The organism is Bradyrhizobium liaoningense (assembly GCF_018130825.1).
In the GTDB taxonomy this organism is placed as follows: Bacteria; Pseudomonadota; Alphaproteobacteria; order Rhizobiales; family Xanthobacteraceae; genus Bradyrhizobium; species Bradyrhizobium liaoningense_B.
Genome location: NZ_JAFCJS010000003.1, coordinates 705,001 through 726,056 on the forward strand (window position 1 = coordinate 705,001; position 21,056 = coordinate 726,056).

General features: G+C 63.7%; 14 protein-coding genes, 2 tRNA genes, 2 rRNA genes and 1 riboswitch (1 of these 19 running past the window's edge). Of the genes, 8 read left to right on the forward strand and 10 right to left on the reverse strand.

Annotated elements, in window-relative coordinates; translation table 11 throughout:
* The 4 genes from JQ603_RS16765 to JQ603_RS16780 form a co-directional block, all read right to left on the reverse strand.
* A 23S ribosomal RNA gene (locus JQ603_RS16765) occupies nt 1-593 on the reverse strand (it extends 2,253 nt beyond the left edge of the window).
* 409 nt (nt 594-1,002) lie between these two features.
* A tRNA-Ala gene (locus JQ603_RS16770) sits at nt 1,003-1,078 on the reverse strand.
* Nucleotides 1,079-1,111: 33 nt separating this feature from the next.
* Nucleotides 1,112-1,188, reverse strand: a tRNA-Ile gene (locus JQ603_RS16775).
* Between the two features lie 190 nt (nt 1,189-1,378).
* Nucleotides 1,379-2,867 (reverse strand): 16S ribosomal RNA (locus JQ603_RS16780).
* The 16S and 23S rRNA genes sit together here with 2 tRNA genes alongside, the layout of an rRNA operon.
* Nucleotides 2,868-3,898: 1,031 nt before the next feature.
* Here JQ603_RS16780 and JQ603_RS16785 point away from each other — a divergent pair.
* From JQ603_RS16785 to JQ603_RS16795, 3 genes are all read left to right on the forward strand, one after another.
* A complete protein-coding gene (locus tag JQ603_RS16785) occupies nt 3,899-5,962 on the forward strand; it encodes a M23 family metallopeptidase (protein WP_212341048.1) in 2,064 nt (687 codons plus the stop codon).
* A 156-nt stretch (nt 5,963-6,118) separates the two neighbouring features.
* Nucleotides 6,119-7,741 (forward strand): Vgb family protein, encoded by a 1,623-nt coding sequence (locus JQ603_RS16790; protein ID WP_212341049.1) that lies wholly within the window; start codon nt 6,119-6,121, stop codon nt 7,739-7,741.
* Between the two features lie 92 nt (nt 7,742-7,833).
* Entirely contained in the window at nt 7,834-8,100 is a 267-nt protein-coding gene (locus JQ603_RS16795) for a hypothetical protein (protein WP_212341050.1), read from the forward strand.
* Between the two features lie 82 nt (nt 8,101-8,182).
* On the opposite strand, the gene clpB is transcribed toward JQ603_RS16795, so the two are convergent.
* Nucleotides 8,183-10,822, reverse strand: a complete 2,640-nt coding sequence (clpB, locus tag JQ603_RS16800; RefSeq protein ID WP_212341052.1) for an ATP-dependent chaperone ClpB — start codon at nt 10,820-10,822, stop codon at nt 8,183-8,185.
* A gap of 241 nt (nt 10,823-11,063) precedes the next feature.
* On the opposite strand from clpB, the gene JQ603_RS16805 reads away from it, so the two are divergent.
* Nucleotides 11,064-11,852 carry an MOSC domain-containing protein gene (locus tag JQ603_RS16805; protein ID WP_212341053.1) on the forward strand — a complete coding sequence of 263 codons (789 nt, stop codon included), beginning with the start codon at nt 11,064-11,066 and terminating at the stop codon, nt 11,850-11,852.
* Nucleotides 11,853-11,862: 10 nt separating this feature from the next.
* Here JQ603_RS16805 and JQ603_RS16810 read toward each other — a convergent pair whose 3' ends face one another.
* Both JQ603_RS16810 and JQ603_RS16815 read right to left on the reverse strand, forming a co-directional pair.
* A complete protein-coding gene (locus JQ603_RS16810) occupies nt 11,863-12,591 on the reverse strand; it encodes a hypothetical protein (protein ID WP_212341055.1) in 729 nt (242 codons plus the stop codon).
* A gap of 155 nt (nt 12,592-12,746) precedes the next feature.
* The gene (locus JQ603_RS16815; protein ID WP_212341057.1) at nt 12,747-13,406 is read right to left on the reverse strand and encodes a TIGR02594 family protein; all 660 of its coding nucleotides are present in this window, start codon (nt 13,404-13,406) and stop codon (nt 12,747-12,749) included.
* 215 nt (nt 13,407-13,621) lie between these two features.
* Between JQ603_RS16815 and JQ603_RS16820 the strand changes: the two genes are divergently transcribed.
* Nucleotides 13,622-14,485, forward strand: a complete 864-nt coding sequence (locus JQ603_RS16820; protein WP_212341059.1) for an alpha/beta fold hydrolase — start codon at nt 13,622-13,624, stop codon at nt 14,483-14,485.
* A 122-nt stretch (nt 14,486-14,607) separates the two neighbouring features.
* On the opposite strand, the gene metW is transcribed toward JQ603_RS16820, so the two are convergent.
* Together metW and metX are read right to left on the reverse strand one after the other, a co-directional pair.
* Nucleotides 14,608-15,270 carry a methionine biosynthesis protein MetW gene (gene metW, locus JQ603_RS16825; RefSeq protein ID WP_212341060.1) on the reverse strand — a complete coding sequence of 221 codons (663 nt, stop codon included), beginning with the start codon at nt 15,268-15,270 and terminating at the stop codon, nt 14,608-14,610.
* 1 nt (nt 15,271) lies between these two features.
* Nucleotides 15,272-16,474: a homoserine O-acetyltransferase MetX gene (gene metX, locus JQ603_RS16830; RefSeq protein ID WP_212341061.1), complete on the reverse strand. Its 1,203-nt coding sequence runs from the start codon at nt 16,472-16,474 to the stop codon at nt 15,272-15,274.
* A 90-nt stretch (nt 16,475-16,564) separates the two neighbouring features.
* Nucleotides 16,565-16,644, reverse strand: a riboswitch (SAM riboswitch).
* Between the two features lie 192 nt (nt 16,645-16,836).
* Here metX and JQ603_RS16835 point away from each other — a divergent pair.
* From JQ603_RS16835 to JQ603_RS16845, 3 genes are read left to right on the forward strand one after another with little or no spacing between them, the layout of a single operon-like run.
* Nucleotides 16,837-17,685, forward strand: coding sequence for a chorismate mutase (locus JQ603_RS16835; protein ID WP_212341062.1), 849 nt, complete (start codon nt 16,837-16,839; stop codon nt 17,683-17,685).
* A gap of 35 nt (nt 17,686-17,720) precedes the next feature.
* Nucleotides 17,721-18,818: a histidinol-phosphate transaminase gene (hisC, locus tag JQ603_RS16840; RefSeq protein ID WP_212341063.1), complete on the forward strand. Its 1,098-nt coding sequence runs from the start codon at nt 17,721-17,723 to the stop codon at nt 18,816-18,818.
* Nucleotides 18,815-19,753 (forward strand): prephenate/arogenate dehydrogenase family protein, encoded by a 939-nt coding sequence (locus JQ603_RS16845; RefSeq protein ID WP_212341064.1) that lies wholly within the window; start codon nt 18,815-18,817, stop codon nt 19,751-19,753. Before hisC ends, JQ603_RS16845 begins: the two co-directional genes overlap by 4 nt.
* A 118-nt stretch (nt 19,754-19,871) precedes the next feature.
* On the opposite strand, the gene JQ603_RS16850 is transcribed toward JQ603_RS16845, so the two are convergent.
* On the reverse strand, nt 19,872-21,056 hold the full coding sequence (locus JQ603_RS16850; protein ID WP_212341065.1) for a DUF2125 domain-containing protein: 1,185 nt from the start codon (nt 21,054-21,056) through the stop codon (nt 19,872-19,874).

Below are 21,056 nucleotides of genomic sequence, written 5' to 3' on the forward strand. Positions count from 1 at the left end.
GTTTCAGGTCTATTTCACTCCCCTCGTCGGGGTGCTTTTCACCTTTCCCTCACGGTACTGGTTCGCTATCGGTCGCTGAGGAGTACTTAGGCTTGGAGGGTGGTCCCCCCGTGTTCAGACAGGATTGCACGTGTCCCGCCTTACTCGTGGATACATCATCGCATTACTCGTACGGGGCTATCACCCTCTGAGGCCCAGCTTTCCTGACTGGTTCCGATTGTCTTTGATGTATCACTGGCCTGGTCCGCGTTCGCTCGCCACTACTAACGGAGTCTCTGTTGATGTCCTTTCCTCCAGGTACTTAGATGTTTCAGTTCCCTGGGTTTGCTTGAAACCTCCTATGTATTCAGAAGTCTCATACCTTCTCTTGATAACCGGAAATCCAAAACCTCGCGGTCATGGTCCCGATCATTTCTGGTCGAACACCAAGACACAAGGTCTTGGAGTTCCGGCTATCGAAGGTGGGTTTCCCCATTCGGAAATCCGCGGATCAAAGCTTCTTCGCAGCTCCCCACGGCTTATCGCAGCGTAGCACGTCCTTCATCGCCTCTCAGCGCCAAGGCATCCACCGAACACCCTTAAGGCACTTGATTGCTCTCATTATCAATGTCCACACACTCGGCAGAATGTTGTCCGTACGATTGCCTTGCGGCGCGCACCCTCGATGAATGCTACGTACAGCCGGACATTGACTAGAAAGACCAGCTTGCTTCGTAAGATCGTTCCGATAGCGAGGCGGTCAAGCTTCGCTAAAAGGATCATTTTACAACTCGCTCATTCTTCAGATGCAGCCTTGTGAGCTACACTTGAAAAGCGCGCGAGCGCCGAAAATGATCCGGAGATAATGAAGTATCGCGTGGCAATTGCTTGCCGCACGATCCAACTCGGATCGATCTCCTCTTTACGATGTCAGAAAACACGCAGTTCACTGTCTATCCAGACTAGTGAATGCGAAGTGATGTTTCGCGGACGACGGTGCACAGTGTCGATGATCAAACCATCTGGTGGAGCCAGACGGGATCGAACCGACGACCTCATGCTTGCAAAGCACGCGCTCTCCCAGCTGAGCTATGGCCCCGTAACCAGAAGACGAATGCTCACTCGATGAAAGTGGTGGGCCTGGGAAGACTTGAACTTCCGACCTCACGCTTATCAAGCGCGCGCTCTAACCAACTGAGCTACAAGCCCCTAACGCATATCCCGTTAAGGACCCTGGATCCTGCCGTTGCAGGCCCAGCGCGTGTTCGTCCGCGAAGAAAGAGAAACGAAGACGGCGAAATCCCGCCAATGCAGCTCAACGATCTGGCGATCTGTTGGCCACTGATGTTTCTAAAACGATCCGATAGTGAGCCGAAGCTCGCTGAAGGATCATCCTTAGAAAGGAGGTGATCCAGCCGCAGGTTCCCCTACGGCTACCTTGTTACGACTTCACCCCAGTCGCTGACCCTACCGTGGCCGGCTGCCTCCCTTGCGGGTTAGCGCACCGTCTTCAGGTAAAACCAACTCCCATGGTGTGACGGGCGGTGTGTACAAGGCCCGGGAACGTATTCACCGTGGCGTGCTGATCCACGATTACTAGCGATTCCAACTTCATGGGCTCGAGTTGCAGAGCCCAATCCGAACTGAGACGGCTTTTTGAGATTTGCTAGGGGTTGCCCCTTCGCTTCCCATTGTCACCGCCATTGTAGCACGTGTGTAGCCCAGCCCGTAAGGGCCATGAGGACTTGACGTCATCCCCACCTTCCTCGCGGCTTATCACCGGCAGTCTCCTTAGAGTGCTCAACTAAATGGTAGCAACTAAGGACGGGGGTTGCGCTCGTTGCGGGACTTAACCCAACATCTCACGACACGAGCTGACGACAGCCATGCAGCACCTGTGTTCCAGGCTCCGAAGAGAGGGTCACATCTCTGCGACCGGTCCTGGACATGTCAAGGGCTGGTAAGGTTCTGCGCGTTGCGTCGAATTAAACCACATGCTCCACCGCTTGTGCGGGCCCCCGTCAATTCCTTTGAGTTTTAATCTTGCGACCGTACTCCCCAGGCGGAATGCTTAAAGCGTTAGCTGCGCCACTAGTGAGTAAACCCACTAACGGCTGGCATTCATCGTTTACGGCGTGGACTACCAGGGTATCTAATCCTGTTTGCTCCCCACGCTTTCGTGCCTCAGCGTCAGTATCGGGCCAGTGAGCCGCCTTCGCCACTGGTGTTCTTGCGAATATCTACGAATTTCACCTCTACACTCGCAGTTCCACTCACCTCTCCCGAACTCAAGATCTTCAGTATCAAAGGCAGTTCTGGAGTTGAGCTCCAGGATTTCACCCCTGACTTAAAGACCCGCCTACGCACCCTTTACGCCCAGTGATTCCGAGCAACGCTAGCCCCCTTCGTATTACCGCGGCTGCTGGCACGAAGTTAGCCGGGGCTTATTCTTGCGGTACCGTCATTATCTTCCCGCACAAAAGAGCTTTACAACCCTAGGGCCTTCATCACTCACGCGGCATGGCTGGATCAGGGTTGCCCCCATTGTCCAATATTCCCCACTGCTGCCTCCCGTAGGAGTTTGGGCCGTGTCTCAGTCCCAATGTGGCTGATCATCCTCTCAGACCAGCTACTGATCGTCGCCTTGGTGAGCCATTACCTCACCAACTAGCTAATCAGACGCGGGCCGATCTTTCGGCGATAAATCTTTCCCCGTAAGGGCTTATCCGGTATTAGCACAAGTTTCCCTGTGTTGTTCCGAACCAAAAGGTACGTTCCCACGCGTTACTCACCCGTCTGCCGCTGACGTATTGCTACGCCCGCTCGACTTGCATGTGTTAAGCCTGCCGCCAGCGTTCGCTCTGAGCCAGGATCAAACTCTCAAGTTGGACTTGAACTTTGAACCGGCTGATCACAACGTTTGACGAGGTCCCACCATTTTTCATCGACCGAAATCGACGAGCTGCCTGCGATTCACATCGCTGGCAACGATGGTGTTTCCTTTAAAACGTGTACCGCCGAAGTCTTTCGTCCGGTCTCGATCAGAAAAGCCGAAGCTTTTCAGAAGCGAGACCCGCAAGGACTCCGCCGTCCACGTTTCTCTTTCTTCATCTTCACTTGTCAAACAGCCCGGAACCGGAGAGGTCCCAACCTTCCTGAGAGGAAGGGTTCCGACACCCTTACCGACGATGGATGAACTCCAACCGACTGGTGTCGGCTGTTGTGTTCACTCAACAAGGTGAGGAGCATCAGTGGCGCGTTCGCTCGCCTTGGTCAGTGACCCGGCGGCGCCGCGCTCAGTGGTTGGGGTTATAGGCCCCACCTTCCGGGCTGTCAACGCCAATCGTCAACAAATCGTCGCACAGTGGATCAGCGAAAAAATTCCCACGATTCCAGTCGGTTAGAGGGGCGCCGGACGCGCCAAACGAGCCGGCCCGGCAAAAAATCTGAAAAAAGTTTGGCCCATGGCGGGCTCCGGAGGGGCTCCGGAAGCGGTCCTGGGCGCCCTTCCCGGGCGGTCCCCGGCGCCCGCCCGTTCAGGAAACTTTTTCCATATTAGGCGCCGTACTTGAGCCACAATCCCGCGGCGTTCTGATAAGAGACAAGCTTGAATCGCGGGATGCCAGTGGGGGCTGCCGGCGATTTTGGTGAGGTCGGAGGAAGGCGATCAGACGATGAAGCAGCCTTCTTCGGACATTCGAGAGACATCGAGAGATCTTTTTCCGCTTAGCTGTTCGTAATTTCGGCCGGCCCATTATCGGGGCCTTCTGACTGCGGACGCCTGTGCGGCTTGCCCATTCCTGCGATGCCCCTCGAAGAGGGCGGTCAGGAAGGGGCTCGAAACCGGGCTCTTGGAATTGGGCTCTTGGAATTGAGCTCGTGGAATTGGGCTCTTGGGTCGTTGATTGGGGGACTTGGGTTGAACCACAGGACGTCACGCGGCGCTTATGGGCGTGAGACCGGGATCATCGATCTCGGCCACGAGCCGCCGCTGTCCGTCGATGGTTCGGAAGCCGCCGTCATCGACCGCCGTCGCGTCTCGGTACAATGGTTCAGCGGGACAATTCTGACCGGACTTTGCGGCGCGGCCCTGATCGGCGGCGCCGTTTTCGCGTCGCTCGACGGCGAGATGACCTTCGCCAAGGTTCCGGAACGGGTCGAGGGTGCGCTGCGTGGCGCGTTCGGCGCAGCTGATCGCGCCGCCACGCTGCACAAGAGCGACCGCCTGCCGCCGCCCAGCGAATCCACGGCCTCGCGCAACATCATGCGCGTCTCGACGGTCGCCCGCGTCGGCAACCGCGACGTGATGCGGGTGCGCCCCTTCGTCCGGATCGCCGGCAATCTGTCGATGACGACGAGCGATCTGTCGGCGAAGATTCCGCCGTTCAACGCCCAGCGTCTTCTCACCGACGTCGGCTCCGATCCGAAGACGGCATCGGACGATCCGAACAATCCGGAAGCCGTCGAGCCCGACGCCGAGGTCTCTTTCGTGACCAAGGACCTGTCGCCGGTGCTGCCGAAAGCCAAGATTTCCGCGGTGGTGGCGCTCGACGACATCCTGATGCGGGTGCGCGACGCCGCCAACTGGCGCGGCAATGGCGGGGTGCGCTACGCCTCGCTCGCCAATGCCGCCGCCGACGTGTCCGGCGCGACCGGCCCCTCCGACATCAAGATGGCCTACGCCACCGAGGTGTCGCCCTCCGATCCCTATGCCGGCTTCGAGACCCGCGTGGTGCCGGAAAACGTCACGCTGCTGCCGAAGACCAAGGAACAGATTACCGGCGGCAATCCCAACGGCGAGCGCGTCCATCTGGTCAAGAAGGGCGACAGCGTCGGCTCCGTGCTGCGCGATCTCGGCGCCACCGCGGACGAGATCAAGGCGATCACCGCAACCCTCGGCCCCCGGGGGCGCGACGGCGGCCTGAAGGAAGGCGAAAAACTCCGCATCCTGATGGCGCCTGCAAGCCCCGGCGCCCGCCTCCAGCCCTATCGCGTCGTGGTTGCAAACGACACCATGGTGGAAGCGATCGCGGCACTGTCCGATCTCGGCAAATACGTCGCGGTCGACGTCTCCAGCATGAACACCGTCGCGGACGCTACGGCCAACGCCAACAGCGACGACGATGACGACGATGACGGCACTGGCGTCCGGCTCTACCAGAGCATCTACGAGACCGCGATGCGCAACAAGGTGCCGATGCCGGTCATCGAGGACATGATCAAGATCTATTCCTACGACGTCGATTTCCAGCGCAAGGTGCAGCCAGGCGATTCCTTCGACGTCTTCTACGCCGGCGAAGAAGAGGGCGTGACATCGAGCGAAAAGAACGACGTGCTGTTCGCCTCGCTCACCGTCGGCGGCGAGACCAAGAAATACTACCGCTACCAGAGCCCCGACGACGGCGTCGTCGACTACTACGACGAGACCGGCAAGAGCGCGAAGAAGTTCCTGGTCAGGAAGCCCGTCAACAACGCCATCATGCGCTCCGGCTTCGGCGGCCGCCGCCACCCCATCCTCGGTTTCGTGAAGATGCACACCGGCGTCGACTGGGCCACCGCCTACGGCACGCCGATTTTCGCCTCCGGCAACGGCGTGATCGAAAAGGCCGGCCCCGAAGGCGGCTACGGCAAGTACATCCGCATCAAGCACGCCAACGGCTACGAGACCGCCTACGGCCACATGTCGGCGTTCGCCAAGGGCATGGAGCTCGGCAAGAAGGTGCGGCAGGGCCAGGTGATCGGCTTCGTCGGCTCGAGCGGCATGTCGACCGGCCCGCACGTCCATTACGAAATCCTGGTCAACGGCCGTTTCGTCGACCCGATGCGCGTGAAACTGCCGCGTGGCCGTTCACTGGAAGGCCCGATGCTCGCCGGCTTCGAGAAAGAGCGCGACCGCCTCGACGCCATGATGAGCGGCCGGGGTGCTGCCATCGCCCGCATGTCGGACGCAACCGGCGGGCCGTTGCAGGTCACCAACCGCTAAGTCGGCCACCGGCCGACGGCGACCAAACATCCTTCAAGCACGATCGAACTGAAAAACGTTGCGAGGCGGGCCGCTTCGCGGCGCTTACAATTTCAAGTTTCGTTTGCCAAAGCCGCAGGACGGGCGAATACTTTCCAAAAAATGGGAGGTCTCGCCATGAAGAACAGGCTCGCCTGCGCAGCCCTGGTTGCCGCCGTTTTCTCCGTCACGAGCGCATCCGCCGCGGAAAACTGGGAGGTGACCAGGCTCGTTCCGGGCTCGGCGTTCCATGGCGTGCACGGGCTCGGGATCGACAAGGCCGGCCATTTGTTTGCCGGCAGCGTCGCGGGCGCGATGCTCTACGAGGTCGACATCGCCAGCGGTACCGCCAAGGTTGCAATCCCCTCACCGGTCGGAATGGCCGACGACATCGCGTTCGCGCCCGACGGCACCATGGCCTGGACCGGTTTCCTGGCCGGCGATCTCTATTCGCGCAAAGGCGACGGACCGATCAAGAAGCTCGCCTCCGGGCTCCCAGGCATCAACTCGCTCGCCTTCCGCAAGGACGGCAGGCTCTACGCCACGACCGTTTTCCTCGGCGACACGCTCTACGAGATCGACGTCGAAGGCGTCAAACCGCCCCGCCAGATCATGGAGAAGATGGGCGGCCTCAACGGCTTCGAGTTCGGCCCGGACGACAAGCTCTATGGTCCGCTCTGGTTCAAGGGACAGGTCGCCAAGGTCGACGTCGACAAGGCCGAGCTGACCGTCGTCGCCGACGGCTTCAAGGTGCCGGCCGCCGTGAACTTCGATTCCAAGGGCAATGTCTTTGTGGTCGATACCGCGCTCGGCCAGCTCGTGCGGGTCGATCCCAAATCAGGCGCCAAGACCGTGGTCGCGCAGCTGAAGCCGTCGCTGGACAACCTTGCCATCGACGACAAGGACCGCATCTACGTCTCCAACATGGCCGACAACGGCATCCAGGAGGTCGATCCGGCGACCGGCCAGGCCAGGCAGATCATCATCGGCAAGCTCGCCCTGCCCGGCGGCATCGGCGTCACCTCGGAGAATGGCAGGGACACGATCCACGTCGCCGACGTGTTCGCCTATCGCACGGTGGACGGGATGACCGGCGAGGTCAGCGAGAAGGCGCGCATGCATGCCGCCGGCGTCACGCTCGAATATCCGATGAGCGCGACGGCGAAGGGCAACGACGTGGTCCTGTCGAGCTGGTTCACCGGCACGGTGCAGGTGATCGACGGCAAGACCAGCGCAACGCGCGACATGCTGCACGGCTTCAAGGCGCCGCACGACGCCATCGTACTCGCGGACGGCAGCATCCTGGTGGCCGAGCTCGGCACCAAGTCGCTGGTCCGCGTCAGCGGCGAGCATGGCAAGGATCGCACCACGCTGATTGGCGACCTCGAGGGCCCGGTCGGACTCGTCGGCGGAACGCGTGGCGAGGTCTACGTCACCGAAGCCTTTGCCGGCACCGTCTCCAGGATCGAAAGCAATGGTGAAAAGACCGTGCTCGCCAAGGAGCTGAAAATGCCCGAAGGTCTCGCACGCGGCAGCGACGGCAAGCTGATCGTGGCGGAAGTCGGCGCCAGGCGGCTGATCGAGATCGCGCCGGAGACCGGCACAGTGACCGAAATCGCGGCCAATCTCCCGATCGGCCTGACGGGCGCGCCCGGCGGCCTGCCGACCCACATTCCGACCGGCGTGGCGGTCGGCGCGACGGGCGTCATCTACTTCTCCTCCGACATCGAGAACGCGATCTACAAAGCGGTGAAGAAGTAGCGTCTGCCGGCGGAGTCCTGCTGACCTGGAACCGGCCCCGCCGGTTCCCCGTTATACAGCAATGGGAAGCCGACCAGCAGGAGGATCGCCCCATGACGCGCCTCTCACGCGACGATGTCATCAAGACCGTGGACCGGGCCGACGACGTCACCATTGCCGAGATCATCGGGACCGGCGCGACCGTCGAGGAACTCGCCGAGGCCCAGGCCTGGCTCGCCAATGACGAGCCGATGATCAACGATTTGCGGCCGCTGGCGCAGGGACGGGTGCGCGAGCTCGTCGACATCCTGTCCGAGCTTGAAGAGGACGACGACGAGGTTGGACCGGCCGAGTCCGGCTCCGCGTCCGCAATCGGCTAGGACGTCAACGAGCCGCAAAACAATCCGCCCCGGAGAGATCATCTCTCCGAGGCGGTTTGTCGTTTCAGGCAACGAATGGCGATCAGTTCAGCTTCCGCTTCGGCACCGGCGCCTCGAACTGGGCGATCTCCGCGGTCTGCGGCGCCTTGCCGTTGAAGGTCAGCACGTTGCCTTCGGAGGAGATCGCGACCGTGTCGCCGTCCCTGACGTCGCCGCCGAGGATCATCTCGGCGAGCGGGTCCTGCAGGTAGCGCTGGATTACCCGCTTCAGCGGCCTTGCGCCGTAGGCAGGGTCCCAACCCTTGGCAGCGAGCCAGTCGCGGCCGGCGGCATCGAGGCTCAGCACGATCTTGCGATCGGTCAAAAGCTTCTGCAGCCGGGCGAACTGGATCTCGACGATGCGGCCCATCTCGCTCTTCTGCAGGCGGTGGAACAGGATGATCTCATCGACGCGGTTGAGGAATTCGGGGCGGAAATGCGCCCGCACCGTTCCCATCACCTGCTCGCGCACGGCGGACGTATCCTCGCCCTCGGGCTGGTTCACCAGGAATTCCGAACCAAGGTTCGAGGTCATGATGATCAGCGTGTTGCGGAAGTCGACGGTGCGGCCCTGGCCATCGGTCAGGCGGCCGTCGTCGAGCACCTGCAGCAGGACGTTGAAGACATCAGGATGCGCCTTCTCGATCTCGTCGAACAGCACGACCTGGTAAGGCCGGCGCCGCACCGCCTCGGTGAGCGCGCCGCCCTCGTCATAGCCGACATAGCCCGGAGGCGCGCCGATCAGCCGCGAGACCGAGTGCTTCTCCATGTATTCGGACATGTCGAGGCGGACCATCGCAGTCTCATCGTTGAACAGGTACTCCGCGAGCGCCTTGGTCAGCTCGGTCTTGCCGACGCCGGTCGGCCCTAAGAACATGAACGAGCCGGTGGGGCGGTTCGGGTCCTGCAGGCCCGCGCGGGAGCGGCGCACGGCGGTCGCGACCGCACGCACGGCCTCGGTCTGGCCGACGACGCGGGTGCCGAGCTGCTCCTCCATCTTCAGGAGCTTCTCCTTCTCGCCCTCCAGCATCTTGTCCACGGGCACGCCGGTCCAGCGCGAGACCACCTGCGCGATGTGGTTGGCGGTCACCGCCTCCTCCATCACCTCACCGGAGCCTTCACGCGCCTCGATGTCGGCAAGCTGCTTCTCGAGCTGCGGAATCCGGCCATAGGCCAGCTCGCCCGCCTTCTGGAATTCGCCGCGCCGCTGCGCAGCGGCCAGATCGACGCGCAGGGCGTCGAGCTCCGACTTCAGCTTCTGGGCGTTGGAGAGCTTGTTCTTCTCCGCGCTCCAGCGCGCCGTCAGCGCCGCAGACTTCTCTTCGAGCTCGGCGAGCTCCTTCTGGAGTGCCTCGAGACGAGATTTCGAGCCGAGATCGCTTTCCTTCTTCAGCGCCTCCTGCTCGATCTTGAGCCGGATGATCTCACGGTCGAGCGAATCCAGCTCTTCCGGCTTGGAATCGACCTGCATCTTCAGCCGCGCCGCGGCCTCGTCCATGAGGTCGATCGCCTTGTCGGGCAGGAAGCGGTCGGTGATGTAGCGGTTGGACAGCGTCGTGGCGGCGACCAGCGCGGAATCGGTGATCCGCACGCCGTGGTGCTGCTCATACTTGTCCTTCAGGCCGCGCAGGATCGAGATGGTGTCCTCGACCGAGGGCTCGCTGACGAAGATCGGCTGGAAGCGCCGCGCCAGCGCCGCATCCTTCTCGACGTGCTTCTGGTACTCGTCGAGCGTGGTCGCGCCGATGCAGTGCAGCTCGCCGCGGGCGAGCGCGGGCTTGAGCAGGTTGGAGGCGTCCATCGCGCCGTCGCCCTTGCCGGCGCCGATCAGGGTGTGCATCTCGTCGATGAAGAGGATGAAGGTGCCTTCGCTGCCGGTCACCTCCTGGAGCACGGCCTTCAGCCGCTCCTCGAACTCGCCGCGGTATTTCGCACCGGCAATCAGTGCGCCGAGGTCGAGCGACAGCAACTTCTTGTCCTTCAGGCTCTCGGGCACGTCACCGTTGACGATGCGCAGCGCGAGGCCTTCCGCGATGGCGGTCTTGCCGACGCCGGGCTCGCCGATCAGGACGGGATTGTTCTTGGTCCGGCGCGACAGCACCTGGATGGTGCGGCGGATCTCCTCGTCGCGGCCGATGACCGGGTCGAGCTTGCCGTCGCGCGCAGCCTGGGTGAGGTCGCGGGCATATTTCTTCAGGGCGTCATAGGCGTTCTCGGCGGTCGCCGAGTCCGCGGTGCGGCCCTTGCGCAGCGCCTCGATCGCCGCATTGAGGTTTTGCGGGGTGACACCGCCCTTGCTCAGGATCGCGCCGGCCTCGCTGGTCTTCTCCAGCGTAAGGCCAAGCAGCAGCCGCTCGACGGTGACAAAGCTGTCGCCAGCCTTCTCGCCGGCCTTTTCGGCGGCATCGAAGGTGCGGGCAAGCTCGGGCGCCAGATAGATCTGCCCCGCACCGCCGCCGGAGACCTTCGGCACCTTGTTCAGGGCCTCCTCGGTCGCCTTCAGGATCGCACGGGAATTGCCGCCAGCGCGGTCGATCAAACCGGCCGCGAGCCCCTCATTGTCGTCCAGGAGGACCTTCAGCACGTGCAGGGTGGAAAACTGCTGGTGCCCCTCGCGCACCGCGAGCGACTGCGCGGACTGGATGAAGCCCCTGGAGCGTTCGGTATATTTGTCGATATTCATGTCTTTTCTTTCCCTCGGCCTGCCCCTGGGGCCCTCTAAGGCACCCCAAACGGCATCTTCATTGGGTTTCCAATTACCGCATTGACGTTTCTCAACCGGTAACGGTCGTCGTGGACCGGCGTGGCCGCCGGCCTGAGGCAGATGTGGGAAGCGGGTTGCGGATGCGAAAGAGGCGACTTCACAATTTCGTGCGCTGATCCGCCGGCTTGGCGGAGCTGCGTCGAATCCCCTAAGTAGCGACATGACAGCCAGCCAGACCGCCGAGATCACCGGCCTCTTCCGCTACCCGATCAAGGGCCTGACACCGGAGCCCCTCTCCCGCGCCCCCTTGCGGCGAGGGGAGACCCTGCCTGCCGACCGCCGCTACGCCATCGAGAACGGCCCGAGCGGGTTCGATCCCGAGGCGCCCGAATGGAAGCCGAAAATCCTGTTCCTGATGCTGGCGCGCAATGAGCGGCTGGCCTCGCTCGACAGTCGCTTCGAGGACGCGACCAACCGCCTGACCATCCGCAAGGACGGCCAGATCGTCGCCAGCGGCGATCTCGAGACCGCCGCCGGGCGCGCCGCCATCGAGAGCTATTTCACCGAGAACTTCCAGCCGGAGCTGAAGGGGCCGCCGAAGGTGCTCTCGGGCCGCGATCACAGCTTTTCCGACGTCGCCCGCAAGGTGGTGTCGATCATCAATCTCGACAGCGTCCGCGCCATCGAGGCCATGCTCGGCGGCACTGCCGTCCACCCGCTGCGCTTCCGCGGCAATCTTTACGTGAAAGGCTGGCCGGCCTGGTCCGAGCTCGACCTCGTCGGCCAGACGCTCGCGATCGGCGAGGCCCGGCTCAAGGTGGTCAAGCGCATCGTGCGCTGTCCGGCGACCAATGTGGACCCGGTGACGGCAAAGCGCGATCTCGAGATCCCGCCGACGCTCTCGCGCCATCTCGGCCACATGGACTGCGGCATCTATGCCGAGGTCATTGCCGATGGTGAGATCGGGGTGGGCGATGCGGTTGCGGTGGAGCAGCCCAAGCTGATGTGAGCGGCGCCTGCTACCTAAGCGGCCGAAAAATCGGCTGGCCGTTTTTCAGCCGATCGAGGAAGTCCTGCGGATCGACGGACTCGCCGTTTCCAAAGCTCAGCCTGTGCAACGACGCATCGCGGTCATGCCGTGGCTCGATCGCCTCGGCCGCGGCCGCGGTGTATCCGATCGGCAGGCAATAGCCGTCGCCATATTCCATCTCCGCGCGGCCCCCGACCTCGGCCCAGATATCGATGCCGTGATAAAAATAGGTCCGGAGATGTCCCGTCACCATGAGGGCCGAATCTTCGAACGAATTGACGATGATCTCGTCGGCCTCGAGGTTGCCGTCGATCATGACGCACTTGCCGTAAGCATTTGCAAACGCGCTGCAGGCAACGTTGCCCAGCACGATGAAACAGCCGCACTCCGTGCCATCCTCTCCGAGGTCCAGCAGGCCGTCCGCGGAGAGATCGCCGAGCACGAGCATGTTGGCCGCCGAGGCCGGCAGCGCATCTGGCACGGACAGCGAGCCGTGATGCACGGCGCAGTCGCCTCCCGGCGCGAAAAACTCGTAACGCGCCAGCTCGCGCCGAAACCTTGCCGAACCGCGTCCCTCCAGCAGTGCGTAGAACTCCTCCGCCGTCACTTTCGCGAATGTCATGACCCTCTGCCGCTCCGGGCCGAAGGTTCGGCCAGTGCCATCTTCGTCGCACGGCAGCGGCGAAAGGTTCGTGGCGCAACTGACAGCCTCGCCCATGTGGGCACGAGGCTGTCAACCAGTGAACTTCGTAGGGTGGGTTAGCCGAAGGCGTAACCCACCACTGTCTACCTCCGCAGAAAGAGAAGAGGTGGGTTACGCCAGCGGACCGCGCTTCGCGCAACCGCTAGCTAACCCACCCTACGCACCTCGCCTCAGTTCGGCATCACATACGCATAGATCCGACCGCGCGAGACCGGCGCTTCGCGGACGCGGTTGCCATTGTTGCCGGAGATCATGATCGGATTGCCCTGCGCGTCGATGCCGGTGATGATGCCGACATGACCGCCGCGGCGACCGCGCGACATCACTGCGATGGCGCCGACCTGCGGGCCAGAGACGCGCGTGCCGTAATGCGCGAACGAGCTGGCCATGTCGGAGCCGGTGCCACGATGGCCGCTGTGCTCCAGCACCATGTTCATGAAGCGCGCGCACCACAGGCTGCCGCGCCCGGTCGGATTGCCGCCGAGATAACGGCGCGCCTCGGACACGAGGCCCGAGCCGCCACCGAAGCCGCCGCTCGCAGCCATGCCGTTATTGCCCATGCCGCCGCTGCTGGCGTTCGGATCATAGCTGGCCTGGGTGTCGGCGAAGCCGCCCGCCTGCAACTGCGCCGCGCTGCGATCGAAGCGCGAGCTGCGTGCATGATGGCGGGAGTGATGATGTCTGGCGTGGTGCACGTGAGTGTGCCGCTCTGCGCTATGACGATGATGCGGCCGCGCCGAGGCCGGAGAAACGAATGCGGCGACCGCCGCGAAGAAAACCGCCAGCGCGACAACACAACGCGACAGGCGGTACGCAAACAACTCAAACATTCTTCATCCTTCGTTGACACCCCTCTTTCCCGCCGGCCCGTGCGGTGGCCGACATCCGCCGGGGCGTAAAGCTTCCGGATGTGGCGAGAAAAAGACGCAACGTCGGCGAATAGCTGCGATGATTTTGTGCCGGTGCTGGTTTGAAGCTGCCGCATTGCAGACAACAGCATTAACTGCGATCCTGAAAAGGCGGCTTGAAGAGAGGGAAACGGTTAATGCCCCACGCCACGACATGGGATGACGTCCGCATCTATTTCGAAGAGGTGGGCCAGGGAACGCCGATTATTTTTCTGCACGAGTTCGCGGCCGACTACAGCAATTGGGAGCCGCAGATGCGCTACTTCTCGCGCGGCCACCGTTGCATCACCTATTCGGCGCGCGGCTACACCCCGTCGGACGTGCCTGATGGCGAGGTCTACACCTACACGCATTTCTACACCGATGCGCTCGCCGTGCTCGACCATCTCAAGATCGAGCGCGCGCATCTCGTAGGCCTCTCGATGGGCGCCTACTCCTCGCTGCAGATCGGCCTGAACGCGCCGCATCGCGCGCTGTCGATGACGCTGGCCGGCGTCGGCTCCGGTTCGGAGCTCGAAAATCTCGACGCCTGGCGCAAGCAGTGCCGCGCCAATGCCGAGCAGTTCGAGACGCTGGGCTCAGCCGAGGTCGCCAAGGTCACGCGCGAGGCGCCGAGCCGGATTCCGTTCCTGGTCAAGGACCCGCGCGGCCACGCCGATTTCTATGCCGCGCTGGCGCGGCACGATGCGAAGGGGTCGGCCAACACGATGCGCGGCTTCCAGGGCGGCCGTCCCTCGATCTACACGATGGCGGATGCGATCGCGAAGGTGGCAACGCCGGCGCTGATCATCTGCGGCGACGAGGACGATCCTTGCGTCGGAGCGAGCCTGTTCCTGAAGAAGCATCTGCCGGCCGCAGGGCTCGCGATGTTTCCGAAATCGGGCCACGTGCTCAATCTCGAGGAGCCCGCGCTGTTCAACGAAAGCGTGGAGCGGTTCGTGGCGCTGGTCGAGGCGGGACGATGGCCGGTGCGTGATCCCAGGTCGCTGGCGGCGCATTAGAGCGAAGGCGCCGCCAAACGCTCCGTCTCGTAGCCCGGATGGAGCGCTAGCGTAATCCGGGATTCTCGAGCGCGGCGCGACCTGCCCCGGATTGCGCTCCGCTCCATGCGGGCTACGGGAAACTACTTCCCCCCGCCCCGGCTCAGCAGAAACACGCCCTGTTCGCCGAACATATTCCACACCCACCAGGGCAGGTTCAGCGGCACCGGGCGGCCATAGAGATCGAGCGCCACCGAGCGCTCCATCTTGACGTTGATCGCGTCGCAGAGCTCGACGAAATCCTTGATGGTGCAGAAGTGGATATTGGCGGTGTCGTACCAGGTCGCGGGCAGGTTCTCCGTGCGCGGCATGTGGCCGCCGATCAGGAGCTGCAGTCGCATCTTCCAGAAGCCGAAATTCGGGAACGACACGATGGCGCGGCGGCCGATGCGCAGCAGATTCTCCAGCACGACCTTCGGCTGCCGCGTCGCCTGCAGCGTCTGCGACAGGATCACGTAGTCGAAGGCATCATCGGGATAATTGACGAGGTCGGTGTCGGCGTCGCCCTGCACCACCGCGAGGCCCTTGGCGACGCAGCGGTTGACGCCCTCGCGCGACAGCTCGATGCCGCGGCCGTCGATGCCGCGGGCCTCGAGCAGCTGAAGCAGGTCGCCGTCGCCGCAGCCGACGTCGAGCACTTTCGAGCCCGGCTTGACCATCTCGGCCATCAGCAGATGGTCGGCGCGAGCCTGGCCGGACTGCCCGGCCGCAACGCCGCCCAGCGGCAGCACTTCCTGCACCGACATCCTAGCTACCCCCGCCATTCAGTCCGCGCGCCTTGCCGGCCGATTGCAGGAAGGCGCGGGAGATGTCGAAAAACTCAGGCACGTCGAGCAGGAAGGCGTCGTGGCCGCGATCGGTCTCGATCTCGGCAAACGACACCCGCGCGCTCGAGGCGTTCAGCGCATGCACCAGCGCGCGCGATTCCGAGGTCGGAAACAGCCAGTCGCTGGTGAAGGAGACGACGCAGAAACGGGTCTGGATGCCGGCGAACGCCTTCGCCAGCACGCCGTCATGGTCGGCGGCGATGTCGAAATAGTCCATCGCGCGCGTCAGATAGAGATAGGCGTTGGCGTCGAAGCGCTCGACGAAGGACGAACCCTGGTAGCGCAGATAGGACTCGACCTGGAAGTCGGCGTCGAACGAGAAGGTCGGCAGCTCGCGATCCTGCATGCGCCGGCCGAACTTCCGGTGCAGCGCGGCGTCGGAGAGATAGGTGATGTGCGCCGCCATCCGCGCCACCGCGAGGCCGCGATGCGGATGGATGCCGCGGTCGGCATAGCCGCCATTGTGCCAGTCGGGATCGGCCATCACGGCCTGGCGGCCGAGCTCGTGGAACGCGATGTTCTGCGCCGAGTGGCGCGTCGAGCAGGCGATCGCGAGCGCGGAGAACACGCGCTCGGGATAGGCCGCGGTCCATTGCAGCACCTGCATGCCGCCCATCGAGCCACCGACCACGGCAAACAGCGTGTCGATGCCGAGCCGGTCGATCAGCATCGCCTGCGCGCGCACCATGTCCGGAATGGTGATGACGGGGAATTCCAGCCCCCACACCTTGCCGGTGGCGGGATTGATCGAGGCGGGCCCGGTCGAGCCCATGCAGCCGCCGATCACGTTGGAGCAGATGATGAAGTACCTGTCGGGATCGAGCGGCCGGCCCGGGCCGACCAGGGTCTCCCACCAGCCGGACTTGCCGGTGACGGGATGCACATTGGCGACGTGCTGATCGCCGGTCAGCGCATGACAGATCAGGACCGCGTTGGAGCGATCGGCGTTGAGCTCGCCATAGGTCTGGTAGGCGATCTGGAACGGGGCGAGATCGACGCCGCAATCGAGCGGCAACGGCTGCTCGGTGCCGAAATGCGCGATGAGCGAGCTCGGATGATCCACTTCGTGCGACCGATCGTCGGCACTGATCGCGGGGCTCGGAATCGACTTGACGCCAACCATCTGACCATCGACCTCGTTTGCGATCGGACTTCAGACCGCATTGACATCAGGCCATGAAAAACCCGGCCTGAACGATAGGTTCGGCCGGGATCGGAAGCGTCCCCGGCCTGTTTAGCGAGTTTTTTAACGTGGCTGCAAGCCGGCCGGCTCAAATGACCACGGAACAGGCAAAAACCTACCGGCTTGGACGGTTTTCGTCAAGTCGCGGCCCGGATGAGCCAAATTCGTCCCCTGGCGCGTCAGCCGAAAGGGCCGTCATTTCTCTTTGCTTTCGCGGCCCTGACTGCCTAATCAAGACATCGATCGCAGCGGACCGGCTCGGCTGGCCCGCATTGGAACGCCTCTCAATAGTCCTGTCAGATATGTCCCAACGTCCGCCCGCGCCACCATCATTGCAGGAATTGCGCAAGGAGATCGATGCGATCGACGAGGGCATGCATCGCCTGCTGATGCAGCGCGGCGACATCATCGACCGCCTGATCCAGGTGAAGCAGACCCAGGAGGTCGGCTCGGCGTTCCGCCCCGCGCGCGAGGCCTCCATGATGCGCGAGATCGTGCAGCGTCATCGCGGCATCCTGCCGCTCGACACCGTCGAGAGCATCTGGCGCGTCATCATCTCGACCTTCACCTATGTGCAGGCGCCGTTCTCCGTGCATGCCGACATCTCGGTGAGCGAGCCCGCGATGCGCGATTCCGTGCGCTTCCATTTCGGCTTCACGGTGCCCTACGTCGCGCATTTCAGCGCGCAGGCCGCGGTCGAGGCGGTGGCGAAATCCAAGGGCGACCTGGCGCTGGTCTCGGCAACGTCCAGCCGCACGCCGTGGTGGCTGGAATTGGAAGCACAAGGCGCGCCGAAGATCATCGCGCGCATGCCCTTCGTCGAGCGCGCCGACCATCCGGCGTCACTGCCCGTGTTCGCGATCTCACGCGTCGCCGACAGCGCCGTGGTGACGGAGGTCGAGACCTTCAGCGTGCGGGTCTCCGGGTGGAACGCCGAGGTCGCGCGGGCGCTGTCGCCGCTTGCCGACATCGTGGCGGTGCCCGATACCGCCTTCGACGGCGCGGCGCTGCTGGTCTCGGTCACGAGCGACACCAGCATCGACAAGATCAGGGCTGCCCTGATCGAAGCGGGGGCCTCGGTGCGCTCCACGGCCCTCGTCGGCAGCCACGCAACGCGCTATACGGTGGCCCCGACCGGGTCGAAATCGTAAATCGCGTACCGCCTAAAGCCTATCCGGAGTTGAAGATGTCCCGCCCCGTGCCGAACCCCGGCATTCTCGATATTGCGCCCTACACGCCCGGCAAGACCCCGGTGCCGGAGCCGGGCCGCAAGGTGTTCAAGCTCTCGGCCAACGAGACGCCGTTCGGGCCCTCGCCCAAGGCGATCGAAGCCTTCAAGAATGTGGCGGATCATCTGGAAGACTATCCGGAGGGCACCTCGCGCGTGCTGCGCGAAGCGATCGGCCGCTCGTTCGGGCTCGATCCGAACCGCATCATCTGCGGCGCGGGTTCGGACGAGATCCTCAACCTGCTCGCCCACACCTATCTCGGCCAGGGCGACGAGGCGATCTCCACCACCCACGGCTTCCTGGTCTACCCGATCGCGACCATGGCGGTCGGCGCCAAAAACGTGATCGCGGAGGAGACCAACCTCACCTGCAACGTCGACGCCATCCTGAAGGCGGTGACGCCGAAGACGAAGCTGGTCTGGCTCGCCAATCCCAACAATCCGACCGGCACCTATATTCCGTTCGACGAGGTCAAGCGGCTGCGCGCCGGCCTGCCCTCGCACGTGCTGCTGGTGCTGGACGCCGCCTATTGCGACTACGTCTCGCGCAACGATTACGAAATGGGCATCGAGCTGGTCGCCACCACCGAGAACACGGTGGTGACGCACACCTTCTCCAAGATCCACGGCCTTGCCGCGCTGCGCATCGGCTGGATGTTCGGGCCCGAGCACATCATCGACGCGGTCAACCGTATCCGCGGTCCCTTCAACGTGTCGACGCCGGCGATGTATGCCGCGGTCGCCGCGATCGAGGACACCGCGCATCAGGCGATGTCGAAGCAGTTCACCGAAACCTGGCGCAACTGGCTCACCGAGGAGATCAGCAAGCTCGGCCTGAAGGTGACCCCGAGCGTTGCCAATTTCGTGCTGATCCACTTCCCGACCGACAAGGGCAGGACCTCAGACGATGCCGACGCCTTCCTCACCAAACGCGGCCTCGTGCTGCGCGCGCTGAAGAATTACGGCCTGCCGCATTCCCTGCGCATGACCATCGGCACCGAAGAGGCCAACCGCCTCGTCGTCGATGCCTTGCGCGACTTCGTGGCCGGCAAATGAGCGCGAACCCGCATTTCCAGCGCGTCGCGCTGATCGGCTTCGGCCTGATCGGCGGCTCGATCGCGCGCGCTGCGAAGCTCCAGGGCCTGGCTTCCGAGATCGTCACCACCGCGCGCTCGGAGAAGACGCGCGCGCGGGTGATCGAGCTCGGCATTGTCGACCAGGTGGTGGCGACCAATGCGGAAGCGGTGAAGGACGCCGACCTCGTCATCCTCTGCATTCCCGTCGGGGCCTGCGGACCGGTGGCGCAGGAGATCGCGCCGCATCTGAAGCCCGGCGCCATCATCTCCGACGTCGGCTCGGTGAAGGGCGCGATCGTCAGGGACATGGCACCGCACCTGCCGAAGACGGTCCATTTCGTGCCGGCGCATCCGGTCGCGGGCACCGAGCATTCGGGGCCGGATTCCGGCTTCGCCGAGCTCTTCATCAACCGCTGGTGCATCCTGACGCCGCCGGAGGGCACCGACACTGAGGCCGTCGCTCACTTGCGCGCCTTCTGGGCGGCGATGGGCGCCAAGGTCGAGGTGATGACGCCGGATCACCATGATCTGGTGCTCGCGATCACCAGCCATCTGCCGCATCTGATCGCCTACACCATCGTCGGCACCGCCGACGAGCTGGCGCAGGTGACGGAGTCCGAGGTGATCAAGTTCTCCGCCGGCGGCTTCCGCGATTTCACCCGCATCGCCGCGTCCGATCCGACGATGTGGCGCGACGTATTCCTTGCCAACAAGGAAGCGGTGCTGGAGATGCTCGGCACCTTCACCGAGGATCTCGCCAAGCTGACGCGCGCGATCCGCCGCGGCGACGGCGAGGCGCTGTTCGATCACTTCACCCGCACCCGCGCCATCCGCCGCGGCATCGTCGAGATCGGCCAGGATTCGGCGGCAGCCGATTTCGGCCGCCAGCACGGGCAGCTCGAGAAGAAGCCGTAGCTCCTGTCATTCCGGGGCGCCCGAAGGGCGAGCCCGGAATCCATTGGGCCACAGCGCACGGGGTGAAATGGATTCCGGGTTCGATGCTACGCATCGCCCCGGAATGACGACACATCAATCAATATAGCGGCGGGATCTGGCCGACCTTCACCGGTCCGAGCAGCACCGCGCCGTCGACGAACTTCAGCGGGAAGCTGCGCGCCTTCTTGCCCTCGAGCGTGCTCTCGGTGCCGATCGAGTTGATGCCGGCGGCAACGCCGGCGTTGGCGTTCTGCTTGATGACCTTGCCGAGGCCGGGAACAGCGCGGTCGAGCGCACCAAAGAGATTGTTGAGGTCCTGCGACTTCACGCCGGGCGCGACGCGATCCAGCGTTGCCTGCGGCACGCCCTCTTCCAGCAGCTTCTCGATGCCGAGCGCCGGGATCGCGCGCTCGAGGCCGGTCACCGTCATCTGCAGCTCGCCATCGAGTCGGCCATTGGCCGACAGGCCGAGCGTGCCGGCCGCGACCGCTATCATCTCGCCCTGCTGGATCCGCGACTGCACGATCTCGATATGGCCGCCCGCGGCCTGGATCTCGCGGAAGCGCTGCGGCCAGGGCTTTGGCGTGAGGTCGGAAAGGCCGGTGATCTTGGCGCGCGTGTCGGCCTCGAACGGCTCGGCGAGCAAGGGATGAACGCCCTGGATGCTGCCCTGCGCGACGTGAAGCACGGTCTCGATCACGGGATGATCCGCCGGCGAACCGTCCGCGAGGCGGCCATGCAGTTCGACCTGTTTTGCGCGCGCGAGCGGCACCTGCACCGAGCCATCAACGCGGTTGATGCTGGGATCGTCGAACACGAGGGAGGCGCGCTCCGGCACGGCGGGCAGGCCGAACACGCTGCTGCGGCCCTTGCTCCAGTTGACCACGAAGGTGTTCTGCGTGACCCCGTCGACCAGTGTCGCCGGTGCCGAGAACTCTGCGATCACGAGCTTGGGATCATAGACCTGGGCGACGACCAGGATGTTGTCGAGCCTGGCCGTGAACGGCGTCTTGCTGGCATTCTGCGAGACCAGGGCGACGCTGGCGCCGGAACATTGGACCTCGAAGCGGAACGGGAAGCCCGCGATCGAGCGCTTGGCGCAATCATAGATGCGGCCGGACTTGGCCTCCTGCGCGCGCCAGGCATCTGCGGCGGTCTCGGCCTGCGACGCGGCATAGAACCAGAAGCAGGTCCACGCGACGGCGAGGATCAGCAGGAGAACGGGTGCGATGAAAAGGCCCCAACGGGAGCGGCGGCCTGTGGCAACGGTCATATCGGACAT